This is a genomic window from Brachybacterium sp. UNK5269, from assembly GCF_049266655.1.
In the GTDB taxonomy this organism is placed as follows: Bacteria; Actinomycetota; Actinomycetes; order Actinomycetales; family Dermabacteraceae; genus Brachybacterium.
In genome coordinates, this window is sequence record NZ_CP184883.1 from 2968253 (window position 1) to 2988338 (window position 20086).

A 20086-nucleotide genomic window follows, 5' to 3' on the forward strand; every position below is an offset into this window, starting at 1 on the left:
ACGTCGTGCCCGTGCCGCCTGAGGACGCGCTCCCCCGGGAGTTCTTCGACCGACCCGCCCTCGAGCTGGCCCCGCTGCTGCTGGGCTGCGTGCTGGTGGGCCGCGGCGTCGCGCTGCGGATCACCGAGATCGAGGCGTACGTCGGCGCGCAGGACCCCGGCTCCCACGCCTTCCGGGGGCTCACCGCCCGCAACGCCACCATGTTCGGCGCGCCCGGGCACCTCTACGTCTACCGTCACATGGGACTGCACTCGTGCATGAACATCGTCGCGGACGCGGAGGGCATCGGCACCGGGTGCCTGATCCGCGCCGGGGAGGTCGTCGGCGGCAGCGACCTCGCCTTCGCCCGGCGGCGCGCCGCCGGGGTGTGCCGCAGCGAGCGCGACCTCGCGCGCGGCCCCGGCCGCGCCACCGTGGCCTGCGGCGTCACCTTCGCCGACGACGGGATGGACCTGTGCGCCCCAGCCGGGGAGATGCATCTGCTGGGCCGGGGCGACCCGCGGGACCTGCGGGAGGGGGAGCTGCCGGGCCGGGCGCCGGCGCTGCCCCATCCGCAGCTGGCCGTCGGCCCCCGGATCGGGCTGCGCGAGGAGGCCTCGGATCCGCTGCTCTACCCCTGGCGGTTCCGGATCGCGGGCGATCCGACCGTCTCCGGGCCCGGTGCGCTGAACCGCTGAGGGTGCCCGTCAGCGCGGGCGCACCGACAGCGTCTCGAGGTTCGCGTCCGCCGGCAGGCGCAGCGCGAGGGCCACGGTCGCGGCGACCGTCGCCGGGCGCATGTAGTCCTGCTCCTGGTACTGCCCGCCCTCGAAGGCGCGCAGCTGGCGCTGCATGTCGGTGGCGACCCGGCCGGGGTGGACGGCGCTGACCCGCACCCCGTGCGGGCGCTCCTCGGCGCGCAGGGAGTCCGTCAGGGCGCGCAGCGCGAACTTCGAGGCGCTGTAGGCCCCGCCGCCGGGGCCGGCCGTGAACCCGGAGCCGGAGTTGATCGTCACCACGGTGCCGCGGGCGGCCCGCAGCGCCGGCAGCAGCAGCCGGGTCAGCTCCGCGACCGCGACCACGTTCACCGCGAAGGACCGCGTCCAGTCCTCCGGGGTGAGCTCCTCGATGCTGCCGCTGACCAGGATCCCCGCCGAGTGGACCAGGCCGGCCAGGCCGTCGGGCAGCTCGAGCGCGGCCACCGCGCGGGCGAGCGCGGCGGGGTCGGTGAGCTCGGCGACGAAGGGGGTGGCCGAGGGGAGCTCGGAGGCCAGGGCCGCGAGCGCGGCGGCGTCGCGGCCGCCCAGGATCAGGTGGTGGTCGGCGGCGAGCTCGGCGGCGACGGCGCGGCCGATCCCGCGGGTGGCTCCGGTGATCAGGACTGCTGGTGAGGTCATGGCAGGAGTCTGGCACGGCACCCGGGTGAGAGCATGAGGCGATGGAGACGACGACCCCGCCGCGGGCCTGGCTGCGCGCCGAGGTGCTGGTCGTGCTCGCGCTGTCGCTGGGCCGCAGCGCCGTGTACTCGCTGCTGGCCCTCGCCCAGGCGCTGGCCGCCGGTCCCCTGGCCGCGCAGAGCACCGCGCTGAACCCCACCCTGCGCGAGGAGCCGTGGCTGGACCTGCTGTACCAGCTGCTGTCGATCGTCTTCGCGCTGGTGCCGGTCGCGCTGGTGGTGCTACTGCTGACCCTGAGCGCCGGCTCGCTGGGCCGGGCCCTGGGCGATCTGGGGATGGACCTGAGCCGGCCGCTGCGGGACCTCGCCCACGGGGTGCTGCTCACCGCCGGGATCGGGGTCCCGGGGCTGGTCCTCTACTCCCTCGGCCGCCTGCTGGGGGCGACCCTCGAGGTGGTCCCGGCGGCGCTGGGGACCCACTGGTGGACCGTGCCGGTGCTGGTCCTGCAAGCGCTCAAGAACGCCCTGGTCGAGGAGGTGATCGTGGTCGGCTACCTGGTCCAGCGGCTCGAGGCGCTGGGCTGGTCCGGACGGCGGATCGTCGTCGTCTCGGCGCTGCTGCGCGGCGCGTACCACACCTACCAGGGGGTGGGGCCGGGTCTCGCGAACCTGGCCATGGGCCTGGTGTTCGGCCAGTGGTTCCGGTGCACCCGGCGCACGATGCCGCTGGTGATCGCCCACACCCTGATCGATGTGGTGGCCTTCGTGGGCTACGCGCTGGTGAAGGACGCGCTGGGCCGGTGAGCGCGGACGCCGGCCCGCCGCCGGCGGCTCAGAGGATGAAGGCCTCGCCCTCGCCGTCGGACTCGATCGGCAGGCCGGACTCGAACCACTGGTCCATGCCGCCGGCGACGTTGATGGCGTCGAAGCCGTTGGCGGTCATCCACTGTGCGACCTGGAAGCTGCGCCCGCCGCCGCGGCAGATGATGTACAGGTCGCGGTCGTCGTCGGGCAGCTGGTCGAGGTTCTGCAGCAGCGTGCTGGCCGGGAGGTGCTGGGCGCCCGGCGCATGGCCGGCGTCCCACTCCGACTGCTCGCGCACGTCGATCAGATGCGCGCCCTCGGGCACCTCGTTCGGGGTGACGGTCTGGAAGTCCATGCCCCCAGCCTAGCGGCCGGGGCCGGGGCCGGAGCCGGAGCCGGAGCCCTGGCCCCGGCCCGGGCCGCTCAGGGGCCGCGGTGCGCGTACCGCCTCACCAGCGGGGAGGCCACCAGCACCGCGGCGATCAGCAGTGCGTAGGCGCAGAGCACGCTCAGCAGGTACTGGACCACGCCCTCGACGTTGCTCGACTGGCTGCCGAACATCGCGCCGAGCACCAGCAGCGCGGTCCCGGTGGCGAGCACGGTGCTCAGCAGCACGGGCACCGCGATCTCGGCCAGGCGGGCCCGGTGCAGCTGCCCCACCTCCGCCCCGGCGATGTGCTGCGCGCGCAGGGTCGGGGCCTGGTCGATCACCCGGGCGGTCTGGGCGACGCCGGTGCCGACGGCGGCGAGCACGGCGGCGATGCCCAGGGTGAGCAGCCCGCCGGTGCTCAGCGCGGTCATCAGCATCGTGTCCTCCGCGCTCGAGCTCGCCGGGAAGGTGGCGAAGGTGGTCAGGAAGCCGGCGATCACCAGCGCGAAGGTGATGCCGGAGACGGCCCGCCAGCCGGCGCGGGGGTCCGCGGCCAGTCGCCGCGCCCCGACCAGCAGGGACGGGGTCGGCGCGAGGCGGGCGCACAGCATCGCGACCACCCACACCACGAAGGGACCCACCACGTTCAGGCCCGCGACGATCGCGGCGATGAACGCCACCAGGATCGCGATCACCAGCATCCCGTCGGCCACCTGCCCCAGCAGCATCCCGCCCACCTGGGCGAAGCCGAGGAACCCCAGGACGACCACCACCCAGAGCACCACCCGGAGCACGGACATGCGCACCACCCGGGAGTTGCGGGCCACGCCCAGCGGGCTGAGCACGACCCCGGTCAGGGACACGGCGGCGGAGCCGGCGGCGATCAGCACCAGCGCGATCGCCAGCAGCGCGTACGCCCAGGCGGGCATCAGCAGGTCCGCCGTCGTGAACGGGGTGACGCCGAAGTCGAGCCGGGTCAGGGTTGGGGCCGCGGCGAGGTGGGCGAGCAGGCCGGCCACGGCGCCGAGCAGGGCCTGGGCGGCGACGTCGAGCACCGCGGTCGCGCCGACCTGGCCGCCGGTGGCGCCGACCAGCCGCATCGTGGCCAGGTCCTGCTCGCGGCGCGCCAGGGACAGGCGGGCGGCCGAGCCGCCCAGGCCGATCGCGCTGGGCAGCAGCAGCACGGAGGCGACCACCGCGCACAGCGCGAGCGAGGACATCACCGAACCCTCGGGCGTGGTCGGCGGATCGGTCGCCGGCATCCGGCCGACGAAGGCGGCGGCGCCGCCGAGCACGGTGGCGGTGATCGCGGTGGCCGCCGCGAAGGCGATCACGGGCAGGAGGTCCGCGAGCGCGCCGCGGCGGCGCAGCAGCAGCGGGGCGGTGGCCAGCAGGGAGCTCATCGGGCCACCGCCGTCAGCGGGGCCCGCTGGGCGTCGGGCCGGACGAACTCCTGCGCGATGCGGCCGTCGCGCATGGCGACGGTGCGGCGGCAGACGGCGGCGACCGTGGCGTCGTGGGTGACCATGACCAGGCTGGCGCCGCTGTCGTGGCAGCTGTCCACCAGGACCTGCAGCACGGCGGCGCCGGTCCGCTGGTCGAGGGCGCCGGTGGGTTCGTCGGCGAAGACCACCGAGGGGCGGCCGGCCAGGGCGCGGGCGATCGCGACCCGCTGCGCCTGACCGCCGGAGAGCTGGGTGGGGCGGCGCTCGTGGAGACCCGCCAGTCCCAGCCGGTCCAGCCAGGCGCGGGCCTCGGCGCTCGCGGCGCGGCGCGAGGTCCCGCCGAGCATGCGCGGCAGGATCACGTTCTCCAGCGCGGTCAGCTCGGGCAGCAGCTGTCCGTCCTGGAACACGAAGCCGAAGGCGCTGCGGCGCAGCCGGGTGCGACGGCGGTCGCCGAGGCTCGCCAGGTCGGTGCCGTCGTGGTGCACCGTGCCGGAGGTGGGGGTGAGGATGCCGGCCAGCAGGTGCAGCAGGGTGGTCTTGCCGCAGCCGGAGGGGCCCATCACGGCCAGGGAGTCGGCGCGGGCGAGGTCGAGGTCGACGCCGTCCAGGGCGCGGGTGGCCGCGGCGGAGCTGCCGTAGGTCATGACCAGGCCCCGCGCGGACAGCGCCGGAACCGCCGCCGCAGGGCGCTGCTGGGGGCTGGCCAGGGCGGGGGGGCGTCGGGGCGGTGGCCGGCGGGGCGGAGGGCGGCGGGGCGAGGTTCATGGGACCACTGTGTCCCGCGCCGCCCCCGGTGCGCGTCGGCCCCCGGAGCGATCCTGGCCCCAGGGGCGTCAGCCCGTGGTCGGATGCCCGGGCGAGCCGCGCGGCTCAGCCGAAGCGGCCGGAGATGTAGTCCTCGGTCTGCTTGTTGGTGGGGTTGGTGAACATCCGCTCGGTGTCGTCGACCTCGATCAGGCGGCCGGGCTTGCCGGTGCCGACGATGTTGAAGAAGCCGGTGCGGTCCGAGACCCGGGAGGCCTGCTGCATGTTGTGGGTGACGATGACGATCGTGTACTCCTCCTTGAGCTCGTGGATCAGGTCCTCGATGGCGAGGGTGGAGATCGGGTCGAGCGCGGAGCAGGGCTCGTCCATCAGCACCACGTCGGGCTTGACCGCGATGGTGCGGGCGATGCACAGGCGCTGCTGCTGACCGCCGGACAGGCCCATGCCCGGCTTGTCGAGGCGGTCCTTGACCTCCTCCCAGAGGTTCGCACCGCGCAGGGCCCGCTCGGTGAGCTCCTCGGCGTCGGACTTCGCGATGCGCCGGTTGTTGAGCTTCACGCCGGCCAGGACGTTGTCGCGGATCGACATGGTCGGGAAGGGGTTCGCCTTCTGGAAGACCATGCCCACGCGGCGGCGCACGTTGACCGGGTCGATCTTCGGGTCGTAGATGTTCTCGCCGTTGATCTCCACCCGACCCTTCGCGTACGCACCGGGGATCACCTCGTGCATGCGGTTCAGGGTGCGCAGGAACGTCGACTTCCCGCAGCCGGAGGGGCCGATCAGGGCGGTCACCGAGCGGGGCATGATCTGGAGGTCGACGCCCTCCACGGCGAGGAAGTCGCTGTAGTAGATGTTGAGGTCTTCGACGTTGATGGGCTGCGGGGCTGCCATCGAGGGTCCTTTCCGGGGGGCCGTCGGCTCAGCGGCTGAGCTTGGGGGAGAAGTAGTAGGCGACGAGGCGGGCGGCGAGGTTGAGCACCATCACGATGAGGATCAGGGTGAAGGCCGCCGCCCAGGCGCGATCGATGTTCGTCGTGACCGAGCAGGCGTAGACCTGCTGGTTGATGGGGTTGGTGACCGTCTCGTTCATGCACTGGGCACTGCCGTTGCGGTACTGCTGGTTGATGAACGTCGGCAGGGTCGCCATGCGTCCGTCGAACATGTTCCAGTTCACCGAGGTCACCATGCCCACGGTCAGCAGCAGCGGCGCGGTCTCGCCGATGACGCGGGCGATCGCCAGGGTCACCCCGGAGGTCAGGCCCGCGATCGCGGTGCGCAGCACCACCTTGACGATGGTCAGCCATTTGGGCACGCCCAGGGCGAAGGCCGCCTCGCGCAGGTCCATCGGGACCAGCCGCAGCATCTCCTCGCTCGAGCGGACCACGGTGGGGATCATCAGCAGCGACAGCGCGACCGCGCCCATGATGCCCATGCGGGTGCCCTGGTCGGGCATGAAGGCGAGGAACAGGCTGAGGCCGAACAGGCCGGCGACGATCGAGGGGATGCCGGTCATGACGTCCACCAGGAAGGTGACGCCCTTACCCAGCACCCGGCGCCAGCCCACGTCCGCGTACTCGACCAGGAAGATCGCGGTGAACAGTCCCACCGGGATCGAGATGATCGAGGCCCACAGCGTGATCAGCAGGGTGCCGACGGCGGCGTGGAACACGCCGCCCGCGTCGGCCCCGCCGATGATGCCCGACATGTCCTCGGTCCAGAAGGCGAAGGGGGTGGGGGCGGCCCTGACCGCGCGGATCAGGCCCCGGCTGACGACCTCCCACATCAGCGACAGCAGCGGGAACATCGCGATCCCGAAGGCGCCGATGACGACCAAGGTCACCAGGCGGTCCATCGCCCAGCGCCGGCCCTCCCGGATCCGTGCGTAGCCGTAGGCGATCGCGAGGTGCAGGACGAAGCCGAGCAGGATGACGCCCGCGACGGTCAGGGCGTCCAGGAGCATCAGCACGAGGATCGCGAGGACCGCGCCGGCGGCGGCGGTGTAGAGCAGGTGGTACCAGGGCAGGCGGCGCTCGTCGGTGCCGCGCATCATCGACTGCCGGGATTCGGTGGTGGTGGGGGCGCTCATGGGGACCTCAGCTCCTGACGCCGCTGCGGGCGACGATCCAGCGGGCGATGGCATTGATGACGAAGGTCAGGACGAACAGCACCAGGCCGGTGAAGATCAGCAGCGACATCTCGGTCCCGGAGGACTCGGCCTGCTTGGCCGCGATGTTCGCCGCGATCGACTGGTGCCGCCCGACCTCGAGGATCCGGAACGAGAAGCTCGCTCCGGGCGCCAGGATCATCAGCACGGCCATGGTCTCGCCGAGGGCGCGGCCCAGGCCCAGCATCGAGGCGGCCACGACGCCGCTGCGGCCGAAGGGCAGCACCACGGTCCGGATCATCTCCCAGCGAGTGGCGCCGAGCGCGAGCGCGGCCTCCTCCTGCAGGCGCGGGGTCTGCAGGAACACCTCGCGGGCGACCGAGGTGATGATCGGCAGCACCATGACCGCCAGCACGATCGAGGCGGAGGTTAGGTTGCGCATCGGCGCGGTGGGGTCCCCGGCGAACAGCCCGAGGATCGGCTCCCCGCCCCAGCCGAAGACCTCGGTGCCGGCCCAGTCGTACAGCGGCCACCACTGCGGCCAGGTCAGGCCGTCCAGCGGGAAGCTCTCGGGCCAGCGCAGGATCTGGCCGAGTCCGCGGTCGGGCCGGCCGAACGCCGAGTTCAGGAAGGTGTAGAGCGGCTCGAGGCGGGGCACCAGCCAGATCCCGCCCCACAGGCCGTAGACCACCGAGGGCACCGCGGCGAGCAGGTCGATCATGTAGCCCAGCCCGGAGGCCATGCGGCGCGGGGCGAAGTGGGAGATGAACAGCGCGATGCCGATCGCGACCGGCACGGCGATGGTCAGGGCGATCACCGCCGCCAGGATGGTCCCGAAGACATACGGCAGGGTCGCCTCGATCAGCGAGAACTCCGCGCCCTCGCCGATCACCTCCCGGCTCTCCATCACGGCCGGGGCCGACTCGACCGACAGGAAGATCGCCACCGCCGCCAGGGTCAGGAAGATGAGCAGCCCGGAGCCGATGCTCAGGTAGGAGAAGATCGCGTCGCCGAAGCGGCGGCTGCTGGACCGCATCGAGTCCTGCGACGTCGGCGGGGCGGCCGGCGGGACATCAGTGGTGCTCATGGGACCTTCCTCAGGGCTCACGGGAAGCGGGACGGCACGCGAATGCCGCCGGGCCTGGACCGGCCCGGCGGCACCCCCTCGTGCACTGTGGTGATCAGCCGACCGTGATGCCGTCGATCGCGGCCTGCGCCTCGGCCGACAGCTCCGCGGACAGCGGGGCGGAGCCCGCGTTCTCCAGGGCGGTCTGCTGGCCCTGCTCGGAGACCATGTAGGAGGCGTAGGCCTTGACCGCCTCGCCCTCGGCGGAGTCGGCGTAGGAGCCGCACAGCGCGAGGTAGGAGATCAGGACGATCGGGTACACGCCGGACTCGGTGGTGGTGCGGTCCAGCTCGACCACGATGTCGTTCTCGGCGCGGCCCTCGGCCCGCGGGGAGACGTCGACGGACTTGGCGGCGGCGTCGGCGCTGTACTCGACGAACTCCTCGCCGACCTGGATGGCGGCGGTGCCGAGCTCGCCGGCCTGGGAGGCGTCGGCGTAGCCGATGGTGCCCTGGCCGCCCTCGACGGTGGAGATCAGGCCGGAGGTGCCGTCACCGGACTGGCCGCCCTCGATGGGCCAGGTCTCGATGGGGCCGTGGGTCCAGGCCTCGGGGGCGGTGGCGGAGAGGTACTCGGTGAAGTTCTCGGTGGTGCCCGAGTCGTCCGAGCGGTGGACCGGGACGATGTCCAGGTCGGGCAGCTCGACGTCCGGGTTGTGCTCGGCGATGGCCGGGTCGTTCCAGGTGGTGATGTCGCCGGCGAAGATGCCGCCGATGACCGCGGGGGGCAGGTTGAGGGAGTCGATGCCCTCGAGGTTGAAGACCACGGCGATCGGGGAGATGTAGACCGGCAGGTTGAAGGCCTGCTCGTCGTTGCACACCGCGGTGGAGGCGGCCAGCTCCTCCTCGTCCAGGGCGGCATCGGTGCCGGCGAACTTGACCTCGCCGTTCAGGAACTGCTCGCGGCCGGTGCCGGAGCCGGTGGGGTCGTAGGTGACCGTGAGGTCGCCGCCCTCGGCCTGGACCAGGCCCATGAAGGTCTCGCTCCAGGCGGTCTGGGCGTTCTGCATGGAGGACGCGCCGGAGCCCGCGATGTTCCCGCTCAGCTCGGCGTAGGCGCCGGCCGACGCGCCGCCGTTGTCGGAGGCGCCGGTGCCGGCGGCGGAGTCGGAGCCGGAGCCGCCGCCGCACGCGGTCAGGGCGAGGCCGCCGACGAGTCCGAGCGCGGCGAGCGAGACGAGCCTGTTTCGACGAACGTTCACTGCGTGTCCTTTCGGGGGCCGACGGCCCGGGTCTGTCCTGCTGAAGTCTGTCAGCGGTGACGCTAGGGAGCGCAGGTGACGCAGCGCCCGTCCTTGCGTGAACAGCAGGTGAACTCCCCCGGATGCGCGACGTCCTCGCAGGTCAGGGCCCGGATACGATCAGGTCACAGTTCGCCGCGCGGGGCGTCCGGGGGCGTGCCGGGCCACCGGCCGGGGGCGGGGAACCGGCACCGCGCGGGCGCCGCCGCGGCCCCGACCCGGGCCCTCAGCCGGTGGTCTCGATCCCGACCGCGAGGACCACCAGGGCGATGTACGCCAGCATCAGCAGCAGCGGGACCAGTCCGACCAGGGAGAGCACCATGCCGGCGATGGCCAGTCCCCGGCCGTCCTTGGGCGCGGCGGCCGCCGGGCCCGTCTCGCGCAGACCCCGGGCCGACAGGAAGATCCCCACCGGTGAGGTGAGCCCGGCGCACATGACGAGCGCCAGCAGGCCCAGCACGAAGCCGGCGATCGCGGAGCCGGAGCTCGGCCGGACGGCCCCGTAGCCGGCGGGCCCGTAGCCAGGCGTCCCGTAGCCGGTGGCTCCGTGGCCCGGCGCCCCGTAGCCGGGCGCCCCGTAGCCGGCGGCCCCGCCGATCGGCGCCTGCGAGGACGGGACGTCCCCGTGCCCGCTGGGCGCTGCCGGGGACGAGAAGCTCGGCCCGAAACCGTCGGCGTCGAGCGGGTCGGTCGCGTAGGGGTCCGAGCCGCCCGGCCCGGCCGCGTACGGGTCGCCGAGGGCGTACGGGTCGCCGCTCGCGTACGGGTCATGGGCCGGGGCGGCGCCGGAGGCGGCCCCGGTCCAGGGGTCGTGCTCCCGCCGCTGCGGCGCCCCGTACCGTCCCCCGGCCGCGCAGTGGGCGTCGTGCTCCTGGTCCCAGCTCATGTCCGTCCCGTCTCCTCCCCTACGCGGGCCCCGGCATCCCGGATCCCGCGGCGTCAGCTCAGCCGATGTTCGGCAGGTGCCGTTCGATCGCCACCACGGTGCCCCCCGGCGTGGTGTGCAGCATGAGCGCCTCCCCCGCCGCGAGGAAGGGGTCCTCCCGGGGCAGCTCGAGGGCGGCCCCGGGCTGGGCGACCGCCCGCACCGAGTCGATGATCGTCGGCAGCACCGGGCGGTGGGTGCACACCACCGTCGGGCGGGCCTGTCGCAGCACCCGATCGATCACCGCGGCGGTGCGGGAGGGGTGCTCCGCATGGCCGGCCTCGGTGAGCTCGTCCTTGGTGCGGACCTTCAGCCCCTCGATCTTCGCCAGCGGCGCCACGGTCGCCCGGCAGCGCTCCCAGGGGCTGCTGACCACGCTGGCCGGGTCGAAGGCGTCCAGCAGCGGCGGCAGGGCGAGGGCCTGCTTCCTGCCCTTGGAGTTCAGCGGGCGGCTCTTCTCGCCCTTGCGCCATTTCGCCCGGGACACGGCCGCGGCGTGCCGCTGGATGATGATCGGCGCGGTCACCAGCTCGTCGGCCTCCAGGAAGCGGCGCAGGGACACCAGCGGCACCTGGTCGCCCTGCCGGGTGACCAGCTTCTCCGCCTCGTCCAGCGGGACCCAGCGGATCTCGTCGATCTCGCCGCGGTCCCGCGGGCCGGGAGCGACCTTCGCGCGGACGGTGCCGGTCCAGTACTGCACGATCTTCGTGCGGCCGTCCGGCAGCAGGTACACCGAGGCCGGCAGCGGCCGGTGCAGCCGCACCCGGTAGCCGGTCTCCTCGGCCACCTCGCGGACCGCGGCGGCCGGGAAGGTCTCGCCCTTGTCGAGCTTCCCCTTGGGGATCGACCAGTCGTCGTAGCGGGGGCGGTGGACCAGCAGCACCTGGACGGCGCCGCCCCGCTCGCGCCAGACCAGCACGCCGGCGGCGAGGACGGGCGGCGGGTTCCCGGGAGCCACGCGCACCGGGTCAGCGCCTCGCCGTGGCGCGCATCTGCACGTCCCGACCCGACACCGCGAAGCCCCAGTTCTCGTACAGCCGCAGCGCCGGGGCGTTGTCGGCCTCGACGTAGAGCTCGACGCCGGGCACGCCGGCCTCCTGCAGCCGGCGCAGGGACGCGGCCAGCAGGTGACCGGCGACGCCGTGCCCCTGCACGGAGGGGTCGGTGGCCACGACGTAGATCTCCGCGTCGGACGCCGTGGCCCCCGGGTGCTCGCGCTTGACCCAGACGAAGCCGACCAGCTCGCCGGCCCGCCGGGCCACCAGCAGGTCCGCGGGGTCGAACCAGGGCTCCGCGAGCCGGCGGTCGAGGTCGGCGCGGGTCAGGGCGCCCTGCTCGGGATGGTCGCGGAAGGCGCCGGCGTTGACGGCGACCCAGCGCTCCGCGTCGCGCTCGGGGTCGAAGGTGTCCAGCTGCAGGTTCGGGAGGCTCGCGGGGCGGACCTCGGGCACCGGCCGGCCGGAGCCCAGGCTCCGGTGCAGGGTCAGCAGCCGACGGGTCTCCTCCAGTCCGGCCGCGGTGAGGAAGGCCAGCGAGCCCGGCAGCGCGCCGTGCGCCCAGACGCCGGCGTCCGGGCGCAGAGCGAGGGCGGCCTGCAGGAGGGCGCTGCCGTGGCCGCGACGGCGGTGCTCGGGGTGGACCATCCCCTGCACGGTGCCGTCGGCCAGCACGCTCGTGTAGCCGAGTAGCCGGGTCTCGGCGGTGGCCGCTGCCTCCGGGTCCTCGAGCAGCAGGTGCTGGGCGGTGTCGTCGGCGAGGGCGAGGAGCGCCGCCTCGTCCAGCGCGGAGACGCCGTCGTGCGCGGCGACGGCCTGGTGCAGGGCGCGGACCTCCTCCTGCTGGGCGGAGGACAGAGCGGCGGTCGTGAGCATGGGGTCCTTCCGGGGCTCTGCGGAGGGCGGGGAGCGGTGCCTGCGACCTGCGGGGTGCGGTGCGAGATGCGGCTCGAGTACGCCGCCACCTGCGGGCACTCGTAGACTGCCACTGTAGCGCCCGCGCGGATCCGTCGGCCGCGTGAGACTGTGACCGGAATCGACCGCGAGGGAGGCCCTGTGACCGCTCCTGAGCGCGCACCCCTGGGCGCCGCCCTCGCGCTCCTGCTGAGCCTGGTCTCGCTCACCGGCGCGCTCTCCCCGCTGCTGATGGCTCTGTGCGTCGCCGCGCTCGCGCTGCTGATCGGGGTGGCCTGGCCGGACCTGCTCGAGCTGCCCTCCCCCGCCGGGACCCGGGTGGTGATCGCCGGCACCGGGATCCTCGGGGCCCTGGTCGGGTTCATCGCGCCCGAGCGCATCAGTCCCATCTCCGCCGTGGTGATGGTCAGCGCCGCCGGGGTGTTCGCCTCCTTCGTGCACCAGATGCTGCGCCGGGACCGTCAGCGCCTCACGGCCTCGCTGACCGGGACCGTGGCCGGGGTGTTCGTCTCCGGGATCGCCGCCTGCTGGGTGATCGCCCAGTCCGGGGCCGCCGAGACCGGGTCCACCGGACAGATCACCGCGATCACCGCGGGTCTCTGCGCGACGCTGCTGCTGAACTGCACGCCGCTGCCGTCCGTCCTGCGCTTCGTGGTCTCCGCCGCGATCGGCGCCGCGGTGACGGCGGCCCTCGCGCTGCTGCTGGGCGGCGCCGTGCCGCTGCTGGCGATCGGGATCGGGCTGGTCACCGCGATCGGCGCGAGCTGCGCCCACCTGCTGGTGGGCTCCTCGCTGGTCGCGAAGGAGCCGGCTCCCTCGCTCGCGGTGGCCGCGGTGCCGGTGGCCACGGTGGGGGTCGTCGCGCACCTGGTCGTGCTGGTGTCGGCCTGAGCCGCGAGCACCTCCGGGCGGGTCGGCGCCGTCGGCCGCCCCGGGACGCCGCGGGGCGATAGACTCTGCGCCATGTCCGCGCTCTCCCTGTTCTACATCGCCCTCGTCATCCTGGTCGGGGTGGGGACCCTGGCCTTCGCCGCCCTGGTGATCGCCCGGCTCTTCGACCGCTGAGCACCGAGCGGCACCGATGCCCATCTCGCTCGACCCCTCGCTCCCCGCGTCGCTGTACCCCCTGGCCTGGCTGATCGGCAGCTGGGAGGGCTCCGGTGCCCTCCCGTCCCCGCAGGACGGCGCTCCCGAGCAGCGCATCGAGCAGCAGCTGCTGTGCACCGCGCAGGAGGACGGCACCCTGGGCTGGCGCTCGACGATCCACCGGGTCGACGCCCCCGCGCCGCTGCCGCCCACCAGCGCCTTCGCCCGTGACGCCGCCCCGACCCCGGCTCCTAGCGGCACCGGCGAGCGCACCCTCCTCCACCGCGAGGACGGCCTCTGGAGCGTCGGCGACCTGCTGCCCGGTCAGGACCGCGCGGCCGCCGCGGCCGCGAAGCCCGGCTCCCCCGAGAGCATCCTGTCCTACGCCCTGACCGCCCACCTCGAGCGCCGCGGCGAGAGCGCCGAGGACTGGACGGGCGAGGTTCGCGGCCCCCGCATCCAGCTGGCCCTCTCCGCGGCCGGCGAGGTCACCGCCACCCGCCTGTTCGGCTACGTCTCCGGACGCCTGATGTGGCTCTGGGAGCAGCGCACCCCCGTGCCGGGCGGCGCCCCCGACGAGACCGCACTGACCCCCTACCTCTCCCTGGAGCTGCACCGTGTCTGAGCCCGTCCGCGAGATCCGCCCGCTGCTGAGGACCGGCGCGGTCCTCGGGGACGGCCCCGATGCGGCCGTCCCCGCCCACTACGGCGCCCCCCTGCGCGAACAGCGGCACCTGCTGGACGGCGCCGCGGTCGTCGACCTCGGCCACCTCGAGCTGCTCGAGGTGCGCGGGGCCGATGCCCGCAGCTGGCTGACCACGGTGACCACCCAGGTCCTGGCCGGCACGCCCGTCGGCACCTCCTCCTCCCTCGCGGTGCTGTCCCCGCAGGGCCGGGTCGAGCACCTGGCCTCCGCCGTGGTGACGGACCAGGACGCCGTGCTGCTGGTGCTCGATGCCGGGGCCCGGGCCGGCCTGCGCCGCTACCTGGAGATGATGCGCTTCGCGGCCCGGGTGGAGCTCACCGACCGCGACGACCTGCGGGTGCTCGGCGCCCTCTCCCCCGCTGCCGAGGTGCTGCCGGACCTCGGCCTGCCCGCCCCCGTCGCGGTCTGGTCCGAGCCCTGGCCGCAGGTGGCCCCCGGGGGCGTGGCCTACGGCCCGGACCCGGAGGACCCGGTGGGCGCGGTGCTGACGATCCTCGAGGCCGCGGCGCTGGAGTCCCTGCCCTGGCGTCCCGAGCACCTGGCCGGCATGAGCTCCTGGGAGGCGCTGCGGATCGCGGACCACCGCGCCCGCGCGGCCCGCGAGGTCGACGAGCGCTCGATCCCCCATGAGCTGGACCTGCTGCGCACCACGGTGCACACCACCAAGGGCTGCTACCGCGGGCAGGAGACGGTCGCGAAGGTCCTCAACCTCGGTCAGCCCCCGCGCCGCCTGGTGATGCTCCACCTCGACGGCTCCCAGGACGTCCCGGTGATCCCCGGCGGCGAGATCCGGCTCGGCGGCGCCGAGGGGAAGGTCGTCGGCGCCATCACCTCCGCCGCCCTGCATGCCGACCTCGGACCGATCGCCCTGGCGGTGGTGCGCCGCGCGGTGCCGCTCGATGCGGCCCTGAGCGTGCAGGTGCCGATCGGCGCGGCCGACGGGGGCAGCGGCGCGGTGTGGATCGACGCCTCCCAGGAGCCGATCGTGGTGCCCCGCGACCACGGCGAGCGCCCGGTGACCGCGAAGCTCTGAGCGCGCGAGCCGCCCGGGACCCTCATTGCTCGCGCATCGGCCGGCTGCCGGTCACGGGCCGAGCCGGTCACGGGCGGAGCCGGTCACGGCGACCTGGAACAATGGTGGCCATGAGCGCACAGGGAGACCAGACGGACTGGACCCGGCACCGGCGGGAGGTCTTCGCGGCCAAGGAGCAGGCGCTGCACGCCGCCCGCCAGGCCGAGCACGAGCAGGCCACCGCCCTGATCCGCGAGGCCGTCGCCCGGTTCCAGGAGGCCGGCATCGCCCCGCTCCCGCTGCGCGCGCGGCCGTACACCGGCTCCGGCACTGTCCGCACCGATCTCACGGGCTGGTACCTCAAGCAGGACCGCTCGCTCGCGGTCGACGCCGAGGGCCGCTACTACGTGATGCGGGTCGAGGGCGGTCTGTGGGCCCGGTGGCGCGGCGCGACGCCGGAGCCGAGCCCGGCACCGCTGGTGGTGGGCCGCGGAGCCCGCGACGGCGACACCTTCGAGCTGCAGGAGCTGCTGGAGATGCGGCTGCAGGACCCGGTGCGACCGTGAGCGCCCCCGGGATGAGGGATCGCAGCACCACACCGGGCCCGACCCGGCCCCTGCGGGCGGCGTCGGTCATCGACCGGTTCGGCGCCGCCGTCAAGAACTGGCTCGTGCGCGGCGTCTCGCGCGGCCGCAACGACGCCCTGACCATCGGCCGCGCCGCGGTCGCCGCCTCCCTCGCCTACCTCGTCAGCGGGCTGCTCTGGGGCCACGAGCACCCGTTCTTCTCCGCGATCGTCGCCTTCATCATCATCGGGTTCGGCGTCGAGAAGAAGATGCGCAAGATCGTCGAGATGTCCTGCGGGGTGATGCTCGGGGTGCTGCTGGGGGAGATCGCCCGCTCGGTGCTGGGCTCCGGCACCTGGCAGATCCTGGTGGTGGTGTTCGTCGCCGGGATGCTGGCGCGGTTCATCGACTCGGCCAACCTCTTCGGCTTCCAGGTCGCCATCCAGTCCCTGCTGGTGATGATCATGCCGCAGACGGCCGGCATGACCCCGGGCGGCCGGGTGCTCGATGCCCTGACCGGAGTGACCGTCGCGATCCTGATCCACCTGCTGCTCTCCGGCGACCCCCGCCACCTGCAGCGCCGAGCCGCGGTCTCCTTCTACCAGGAGCTCGACGACACGCTGGTCAGCCTGTCCCTCGCCGGCCGCAGCGGGGACCGCGCCGTCGCCCAGGCCGCCCTGAAGAACCTCCGCTCGACCTCCCAGAAGTACACCGACGAGTGGAAGCTGGCCAACGACGTGGCCAACGAGATGGCCACCTTCTCCCCCTACGGGCTGCGTCACGCCGACGACGTCGACCGGCTCCAGCACCTGCTGGTCGGCTCCGACCGGGCGATGCGGAACATGCGGGTGATCGCCCGCCATGAGGTGGAGTTCCTCGACGCGGTCCGCGGCGACGCCCATTCCACGCTCGCCGACGCCCTGCTCGCCGCCCGCGACGCCGTCCAGGAGCTCATGAGCGCCGTCTCGCACGAGGACGTCGACTTCACCGAGGCGCGGCGGAAGCTGCGCCTGTTCAGCTCCTACCTCACCCCCGAGATGCTGCTGCGCAACGACGAGGGGCTGCGCCCGGGCCGCGCCGGACACTTCGAGGGCGTCACCCTGACCATCCAGCTGCGCTCCCTGGCCATCGACCTGCTGCAGGCCACCGGGCTCTCCGCCGCGGAGGCGAAGCGCTTCCTGCCCAGCCTGGTCATCGCCGCCGACGGCGACGCGATCGGGCCCCGCCCCATGACCCAGGAGATGCGGGCGCTCGAGCCGCCCGCGACCACCGAGGCGCTCGAGCTGCTGATCACCGACCGCTCCGATCCCGACCGGCGCCGCTGAGCGCGGCCCAGCGGTCCCCTCGTGGCGGTCCGGGCTCCGTCCAGCACCGCGCCGTATCCTGAAGCGATGATCGCCCTCATCCAGACCTGGATCTTCCTCCTGCTCGCACTGGCGCTGCTGGCGGTCGAGATCTGGGCCCTCGTCAATGCACTGCGCTTCCGCCCCGACGCCTACGTCGCCGCGAGCAAGCGCACCAAGGTGTTCTGGTGCGTGCTGACCGGGGTCGCCGTGCTGCTGGGCTTCCTCTCGATCCCGTACCCCGTGGGCCTGGGCAGCTCGATGCTGTTCATGATCATCGGCATCGTCATCGCCGGCGTCTTCCTGGCCGATGTGCTGCCCGCGCTGAAGCGGGTCATGGGCCGCGCCCAGGGCAACCGCTGGTGACCTGCGGCTGACCCCCGGCCCGGAGGCTCCCGAACCGGTCGCCCGTCCGGGATCGCTCGATCCCGTTCCAGGATCAGCTCGCCCTGGAACTGATCCTGACCCGCTCCGGCGCTGCCCACCCGAGCACCCGCAACCCCTTACGGACAGACAGGACCCCGGAGCCGAAGCCCCGGGGTCCTGTGCTGTCGGACGCGTCGATCAGCCCTGCTCGGTCGGCTGATCTCCTACCGCTCGCAAGCTCGCAGTACGTCGATCAGCCCAGCCAGATCGGCTGATCTCCTACCGCTCGCAAGCTCGCAGTACGTCGATCAGCCCTGGTGGGTGCCGGCCGAGCGGAGGTTCTCCGCGGCCTCGACGATGCGGGCGGCCATGCCGGCCTCGGCCTTCTTGCCCCAGGCGCGGGGGTCGTAGGCCTTCTTGTTGCCGACCTCGCCGTCGATCTTCAGCACGCCGTCGTAGTTCTCGAACATGTGCGAGACCACGGGGCGGGTGAAGGCGTACTGGGTGTCGGTGTCGATGTTCATCTTGATGACGCCGTTGTCGACCGCGGTCTGGATCTCCTCGAGCGAGGAGCCCGAGCCGCCGTGCATGACCAGGTCGAAGGGCATGTCCTTGCCGTACTTCTCGCCGACGACCTTCTGGATGTCCAGCAGGATCGAGGGGGTCAGCTTGACGTTGCCCGGCTTGTAGACGCCGTGCACGTTGCCGAAGGTGAGGGCGGTGAGGTAGCGGCCGCGCTCGCCGAGACCGAGCTTGGCGGCCGTCTTCAGGCCGTCCTCGGGGGTGGAGAAGAGCTTGTCGTTGGAGACGTCGGCGACCACGCCGTCCTCCTCGCCGCCGACCACGCCGACCTCGATCTCGAGGATCTTCTTGGCCTCGACGGACTTCTCGAGCAGGCGCTCGGCGATCTCGAGGTTCTCCTCGACCGGCACGGCCGAGCCGTCCCACATGTGGGACTGGAACAGCGGGTTCAGACCCTTGCTCACGCGGTTCTCGAGGTCCCACTCGATGAGGGGCTCGACCCAGGTGGGCAGGACCTCCTTGGCGCAGTGGTCGGTGTGCAGGGCGACCGTGATCGGGTAGTTCTTGGCCACCGCGTGCACGTACTCGGCGAGCGCGATGGATCCGGCCACGCGGTCCTTGATGGTGGAGCCGGAGAGGTACTCGGCGCCGCCGAAGGACACCTGGATGATGCCGTCGGAGTTCGCCTCGGCGAAGCCCTGCAGGGCCGCGGTGGCGGTCTGCGAGCTCGAGACGTTGACCGCCGGGTAGGCGAACTTTCCGGCCTTGGCCCGGTCGATCATCTCTGCGTACTGATCCGGGGTTGCGACTGCCATGGGGCATTCTCCTTCGCTGGTGGAGCTGTGAGACGACCCGCGGCGCGGTGCTCCGCCCGAGGTCGTTCGATCCTCCTCATTGTTCCACAGGGACCCGGAGGGGGCCTGACCACAGGTCCCTGGTGGACGCGGCGGTCAGCGCAGGGGACCTGCGGGGATCTGGGCGTGCTGCAGGATCCAGCTGTGCATCGCGATCGCGGCCGCCGCGGCGACGTTGATCGAGCGGGTGGAGCCGAACTGGGTGATGCCGACAACGAGGTCCGCGGCGGCGAGGAGCTCGGGGCTCAGTCCGGGGCCCTCCTGCCCCACCACCAGCACGGAGTTGCGGGGCAGCGCGGTGCGCTCGATCGGCAGCGCGCCCTCGACGAGGTCGATGGCGACCAGGGGACGCCCCTGCTCCCGCGCCCACCGCACGAGGTGATCGGCATCGGGGTGGTGGATCTCGTGCTGGTAACGGTCGGTCACCATGGCGCCGCGGCGGTTCCAGCGGCGTCGGCCGACGATGTGGAAGGCGCCGACCGCGAAGGCGTTCGCCGTGCGCACCACGGAGCCGATGTTCGCGTCGTGCTCGAGGTTCTCGATCGCGACATGGAGGTCATGGCGGCGGGTGTCGAGCTCGGCGACGATCGCCTCGCGGCGCCAGTACCGGAAGCGGTCCTCCACATTGCGCCGGTCCCCGGCCGCCAGCAGCGCCGGGTCCAGGCGGGGGTCCGTCGGCCAGGGCTCGGGATGGGGGCCGACGCCGACGGGGCGCTCCGGGCCGGTCCCGGGATGGGCCCCGGCGGGACGCTCCCGGTCGGACTCGAGCGCGACCTCGGCGCTCACCGCTCCGCGCCGGTGCCGGCCGGGCCCTCCGCGCGACTCGCCGCCGATGCGCCCCCGCGGTGCCCCTCGTCCTCACCGTCCTGGCCGTCCTGCTCGCGCTCGAGATGGGCCTGGTCGGGATCCGGCAGCCCGGCCCGGCGCCGCTTGACCTCCCGCACGACGAGCCGGATCAGGAACCACGCGATGATGACGGCGATGATGACGTAGACGACGTTCGAGAACACGTCCGTGTAGGGCTCGATCACCGTCCAGTTGCTGCCCATGAAGTAGCCGATGGTCACGAAGACGGTGTTCCAGATCGCGCTGCCCGCGAGCGTGAGCAGGGTGAACACACCGATCGGCATCGCGTACAGGCCGGCCGGGATGGAGATCAGCGACCGCACCCCGGGCACCATGCGGCCGAAGAAGACGCCCTTGTGCCCGTGCTTGTCCATCCACTCGACGGTCTTGTCGTAGTCCTGGACGTTCAGCAGCGGGAGCTTGATGAAGATCGTCCGCAGCCGCTGCGGGCCGAGCAGACGGCCCAGCCCGTACAGCAGCCAGGCACCCACCAGGGAGCCGCCGATCGAGGCCAGCAGCATCCCCAGGTAGGTCTGGTTGGGCCCGGCCGCGGTCACGCCGGCCAGCGGCAGGATCACCTCGGAGGGGATCGGCGGGAACAGGTTCTCCAGGAAGATCAGCAGGAAGACGCCGAGAGCGCCGAGGCTGTCCATGGTCTCCACCGCCCAGTCGACGATGTTCATGCCGGTCTCCTCGTGTGCCTCGGGGCGCCCGGACC

General features: G+C 73.2%; 22 protein-coding genes. 8 read left to right on the forward strand and 14 right to left on the reverse strand.

What is annotated here, in order from left to right; all coding sequences use genetic code 11:
- Positions 1–5 precede the first annotated feature (5 nt).
- Positions 6–677: a DNA-3-methyladenine glycosylase gene (locus ACOJUI_RS13875; RefSeq protein WP_422115527.1), complete on the forward strand. Its 672-nt coding sequence runs from the start codon at positions 6–8 to the stop codon at positions 675–677.
- Between the two features lie 9 nt (positions 678–686).
- On the opposite strand, the gene ACOJUI_RS13880 is transcribed toward ACOJUI_RS13875, so the two are convergent.
- Positions 687–1376, reverse strand: coding sequence for an SDR family oxidoreductase (locus tag ACOJUI_RS13880; RefSeq protein WP_422115528.1), 690 nt, complete (start codon positions 1374–1376; stop codon positions 687–689).
- 41 nt (positions 1377–1417) lie between these two features.
- Here ACOJUI_RS13880 and ACOJUI_RS13885 point away from each other — a divergent pair, with 41 nt between their 5' ends.
- Positions 1418–2179, forward strand: a complete 762-nt coding sequence (locus ACOJUI_RS13885) for a CPBP family intramembrane glutamic endopeptidase (protein WP_422115529.1) — start codon at positions 1418–1420, stop codon at positions 2177–2179.
- Positions 2180–2207: 28 nt separating this feature from the next.
- On the opposite strand, the gene ACOJUI_RS13890 is transcribed toward ACOJUI_RS13885, so the two are convergent.
- The 10 genes from ACOJUI_RS13890 to mshD form a co-directional block, all read right to left on the reverse strand.
- Positions 2208–2534 carry a rhodanese-like domain-containing protein gene (locus ACOJUI_RS13890; RefSeq protein WP_422115530.1) on the reverse strand — a complete coding sequence of 109 codons (327 nt, stop codon included), beginning with the start codon at positions 2532–2534 and terminating at the stop codon, positions 2208–2210.
- Positions 2535–2602: 68 nt separating this feature from the next.
- Positions 2603–3952, reverse strand: a complete 1350-nt coding sequence (locus tag ACOJUI_RS13895; RefSeq protein WP_422115531.1) for an FtsX-like permease family protein — start codon at positions 3950–3952, stop codon at positions 2603–2605.
- Positions 3949–4641 (reverse strand): ABC transporter ATP-binding protein, encoded by a 693-nt coding sequence (locus ACOJUI_RS13900; protein WP_422115532.1) that lies wholly within the window; start codon positions 4639–4641, stop codon positions 3949–3951. Before ACOJUI_RS13900 ends, ACOJUI_RS13895 begins: the two co-directional genes overlap by 4 nt.
- A 226-nt stretch (positions 4642–4867) precedes the next feature.
- Positions 4868–5653, reverse strand: a complete 786-nt coding sequence (gene pstB, locus ACOJUI_RS13905; RefSeq protein ID WP_422115533.1) for a phosphate ABC transporter ATP-binding protein PstB — start codon at positions 5651–5653, stop codon at positions 4868–4870.
- A gap of 28 nt (positions 5654–5681) precedes the next feature.
- The gene (gene pstA / locus ACOJUI_RS13910; protein ID WP_422115534.1) at positions 5682–6848 is read right to left on the reverse strand and encodes a phosphate ABC transporter permease PstA; all 1167 of its coding nucleotides are present in this window, start codon (positions 6846–6848) and stop codon (positions 5682–5684) included.
- Between the two features lie 7 nt (positions 6849–6855).
- The gene (locus tag ACOJUI_RS13915; protein ID WP_422115535.1) at positions 6856–7953 is read right to left on the reverse strand and encodes a PstC family ABC transporter permease; all 1098 of its coding nucleotides are present in this window, start codon (positions 7951–7953) and stop codon (positions 6856–6858) included.
- Between the two features lie 94 nt (positions 7954–8047).
- Positions 8048–9193, reverse strand: coding sequence for a phosphate ABC transporter substrate-binding protein PstS (gene pstS / locus ACOJUI_RS13920; protein ID WP_422115536.1), 1146 nt, complete (start codon positions 9191–9193; stop codon positions 8048–8050).
- A 265-nt stretch (positions 9194–9458) separates the two neighbouring features.
- Positions 9459–10118 (reverse strand): DUF4190 domain-containing protein, encoded by a 660-nt coding sequence (locus ACOJUI_RS13925; protein ID WP_422115537.1) that lies wholly within the window; start codon positions 10116–10118, stop codon positions 9459–9461.
- A 58-nt stretch (positions 10119–10176) separates the two neighbouring features.
- Complete coding sequence (locus ACOJUI_RS13930; RefSeq protein WP_422115538.1) at positions 10177–11115, reverse strand: NUDIX hydrolase; 939 nt, start codon at positions 11113–11115, stop codon at positions 10177–10179.
- Between the two features lie 10 nt (positions 11116–11125).
- Positions 11126–12028 (reverse strand): mycothiol synthase, encoded by a 903-nt coding sequence (gene mshD, locus ACOJUI_RS13935; protein ID WP_422115539.1) that lies wholly within the window; start codon positions 12026–12028, stop codon positions 11126–11128.
- A 180-nt stretch (positions 12029–12208) separates the two neighbouring features.
- On the opposite strand from mshD, the gene ACOJUI_RS13940 reads away from it, so the two are divergent.
- From ACOJUI_RS13940 to ACOJUI_RS13965, 6 genes are all read left to right on the forward strand, one after another.
- Positions 12209–12958, forward strand: a complete 750-nt coding sequence (locus ACOJUI_RS13940; RefSeq protein ID WP_422115540.1) for a hypothetical protein — start codon at positions 12209–12211, stop codon at positions 12956–12958.
- Between the two features lie 190 nt (positions 12959–13148).
- Positions 13149–13778: an FABP family protein gene (locus ACOJUI_RS13945; protein WP_422115541.1), complete on the forward strand. Its 630-nt coding sequence runs from the start codon at positions 13149–13151 to the stop codon at positions 13776–13778.
- Entirely contained in the window at positions 13771–14892 is a 1122-nt protein-coding gene (locus tag ACOJUI_RS13950; protein ID WP_422115542.1) for a YgfZ/GcvT domain-containing protein, read from the forward strand. The genes ACOJUI_RS13945 and ACOJUI_RS13950 overlap by 8 nt, the downstream gene beginning before the upstream one ends.
- Positions 14893–15002: 110 nt before the next feature.
- Positions 15003–15437, forward strand: a complete 435-nt coding sequence (locus ACOJUI_RS13955) for a hypothetical protein (protein WP_422115543.1) — start codon at positions 15003–15005, stop codon at positions 15435–15437.
- 11 nt (positions 15438–15448) lie between these two features.
- Positions 15449–16762, forward strand: a complete 1314-nt coding sequence (locus tag ACOJUI_RS13960) for an FUSC family protein (RefSeq protein WP_422115544.1) — start codon at positions 15449–15451, stop codon at positions 16760–16762.
- 66 nt (positions 16763–16828) lie between these two features.
- On the forward strand, positions 16829–17146 hold the full coding sequence (locus ACOJUI_RS13965; protein WP_422115545.1) for a DUF2516 family protein: 318 nt from the start codon (positions 16829–16831) through the stop codon (positions 17144–17146).
- Between the two features lie 308 nt (positions 17147–17454).
- Here the strand turns inward: ACOJUI_RS13965 and fbaA are convergent, their stop codons facing one another.
- The 3 genes from fbaA to ACOJUI_RS13980 all read right to left on the reverse strand — a co-directional run bounded on the left by fbaA (position 17455) and on the right by ACOJUI_RS13980 (position 20051).
- Positions 17455–18483, reverse strand: coding sequence for a class II fructose-bisphosphate aldolase (fbaA, locus tag ACOJUI_RS13970; protein WP_422115546.1), 1029 nt, complete (start codon positions 18481–18483; stop codon positions 17455–17457).
- A 135-nt stretch (positions 18484–18618) separates the two neighbouring features.
- The gene (locus tag ACOJUI_RS13975) at positions 18619–19308 is read right to left on the reverse strand and encodes a TrmH family RNA methyltransferase (protein ID WP_422115547.1); all 690 of its coding nucleotides are present in this window, start codon (positions 19306–19308) and stop codon (positions 18619–18621) included.
- Positions 19305–20051, reverse strand: coding sequence for a DedA family protein (locus ACOJUI_RS13980; RefSeq protein ID WP_422115548.1), 747 nt, complete (start codon positions 20049–20051; stop codon positions 19305–19307). Before ACOJUI_RS13980 ends, ACOJUI_RS13975 begins: the two co-directional genes overlap by 4 nt.
- Positions 20052–20086 lie beyond the last annotated feature (35 nt).

What these genes read in the sequence shown, in the direction of transcription:
- ACOJUI_RS13880 (WP_422115528.1), bottom strand. Translation starts at nt 1,376, where the DNA reads ATGACCTCACCAGCAGTCCTGATCACCGGAGCCACCCGCGGGATCGGC.
- ACOJUI_RS13885 (WP_422115529.1), top strand. Translation starts at nt 1,418, where the DNA reads ATGGAGACGACGACCCCGCCGCGGGCCTGGCTGCGCGCCGAGGTGCTG.
- ACOJUI_RS13890 (WP_422115530.1), bottom strand. Translation starts at nt 2,534, where the DNA reads ATGGACTTCCAGACCGTCACCCCGAACGAGGTGCCCGAGGGCGCGCAT.
- ACOJUI_RS13895 (WP_422115531.1), bottom strand. Translation starts at nt 3,952, where the DNA reads ATGAGCTCCCTGCTGGCCACCGCCCCGCTGCTGCTGCGCCGCCGCGGC.
- ACOJUI_RS13900 (WP_422115532.1), bottom strand. Translation starts at nt 4,641, where the DNA reads ATGACCTACGGCAGCTCCGCCGCGGCCACCCGCGCCCTGGACGGCGTC.
- pstB (WP_422115533.1), bottom strand. Translation starts at nt 5,653, where the DNA reads ATGGCAGCCCCGCAGCCCATCAACGTCGAAGACCTCAACATCTACTAC.
- pstA (WP_422115534.1), bottom strand. Translation starts at nt 6,848, where the DNA reads ATGAGCGCCCCCACCACCACCGAATCCCGGCAGTCGATGATGCGCGGC.
- ACOJUI_RS13915 (WP_422115535.1), bottom strand. Translation starts at nt 7,953, where the DNA reads ATGAGCACCACTGATGTCCCGCCGGCCGCCCCGCCGACGTCGCAGGAC.
- ACOJUI_RS13925 (WP_422115537.1), bottom strand. Translation starts at nt 10,118, where the DNA reads ATGAGCTGGGACCAGGAGCACGACGCCCACTGCGCGGCCGGGGGACGG.
- mshD (WP_422115539.1), bottom strand. Translation starts at nt 12,028, where the DNA reads ATGCTCACGACCGCCGCTCTGTCCTCCGCCCAGCAGGAGGAGGTCCGC.
- ACOJUI_RS13945 (WP_422115541.1), top strand. Translation starts at nt 13,149, where the DNA reads ATGCCCATCTCGCTCGACCCCTCGCTCCCCGCGTCGCTGTACCCCCTG.
- ACOJUI_RS13955 (WP_422115543.1), top strand. Translation starts at nt 15,003, where the DNA reads ATGAGCGCACAGGGAGACCAGACGGACTGGACCCGGCACCGGCGGGAG.
- ACOJUI_RS13960 (WP_422115544.1), top strand. Translation starts at nt 15,449, where the DNA reads ATGAGGGATCGCAGCACCACACCGGGCCCGACCCGGCCCCTGCGGGCG.
- ACOJUI_RS13965 (WP_422115545.1), top strand. Translation starts at nt 16,829, where the DNA reads ATGATCGCCCTCATCCAGACCTGGATCTTCCTCCTGCTCGCACTGGCG.
- fbaA (WP_422115546.1), bottom strand. Translation starts at nt 18,483, where the DNA reads ATGGCAGTCGCAACCCCGGATCAGTACGCAGAGATGATCGACCGGGCC.
- ACOJUI_RS13980 (WP_422115548.1), bottom strand. Translation starts at nt 20,051, where the DNA reads ATGAACATCGTCGACTGGGCGGTGGAGACCATGGACAGCCTCGGCGCT.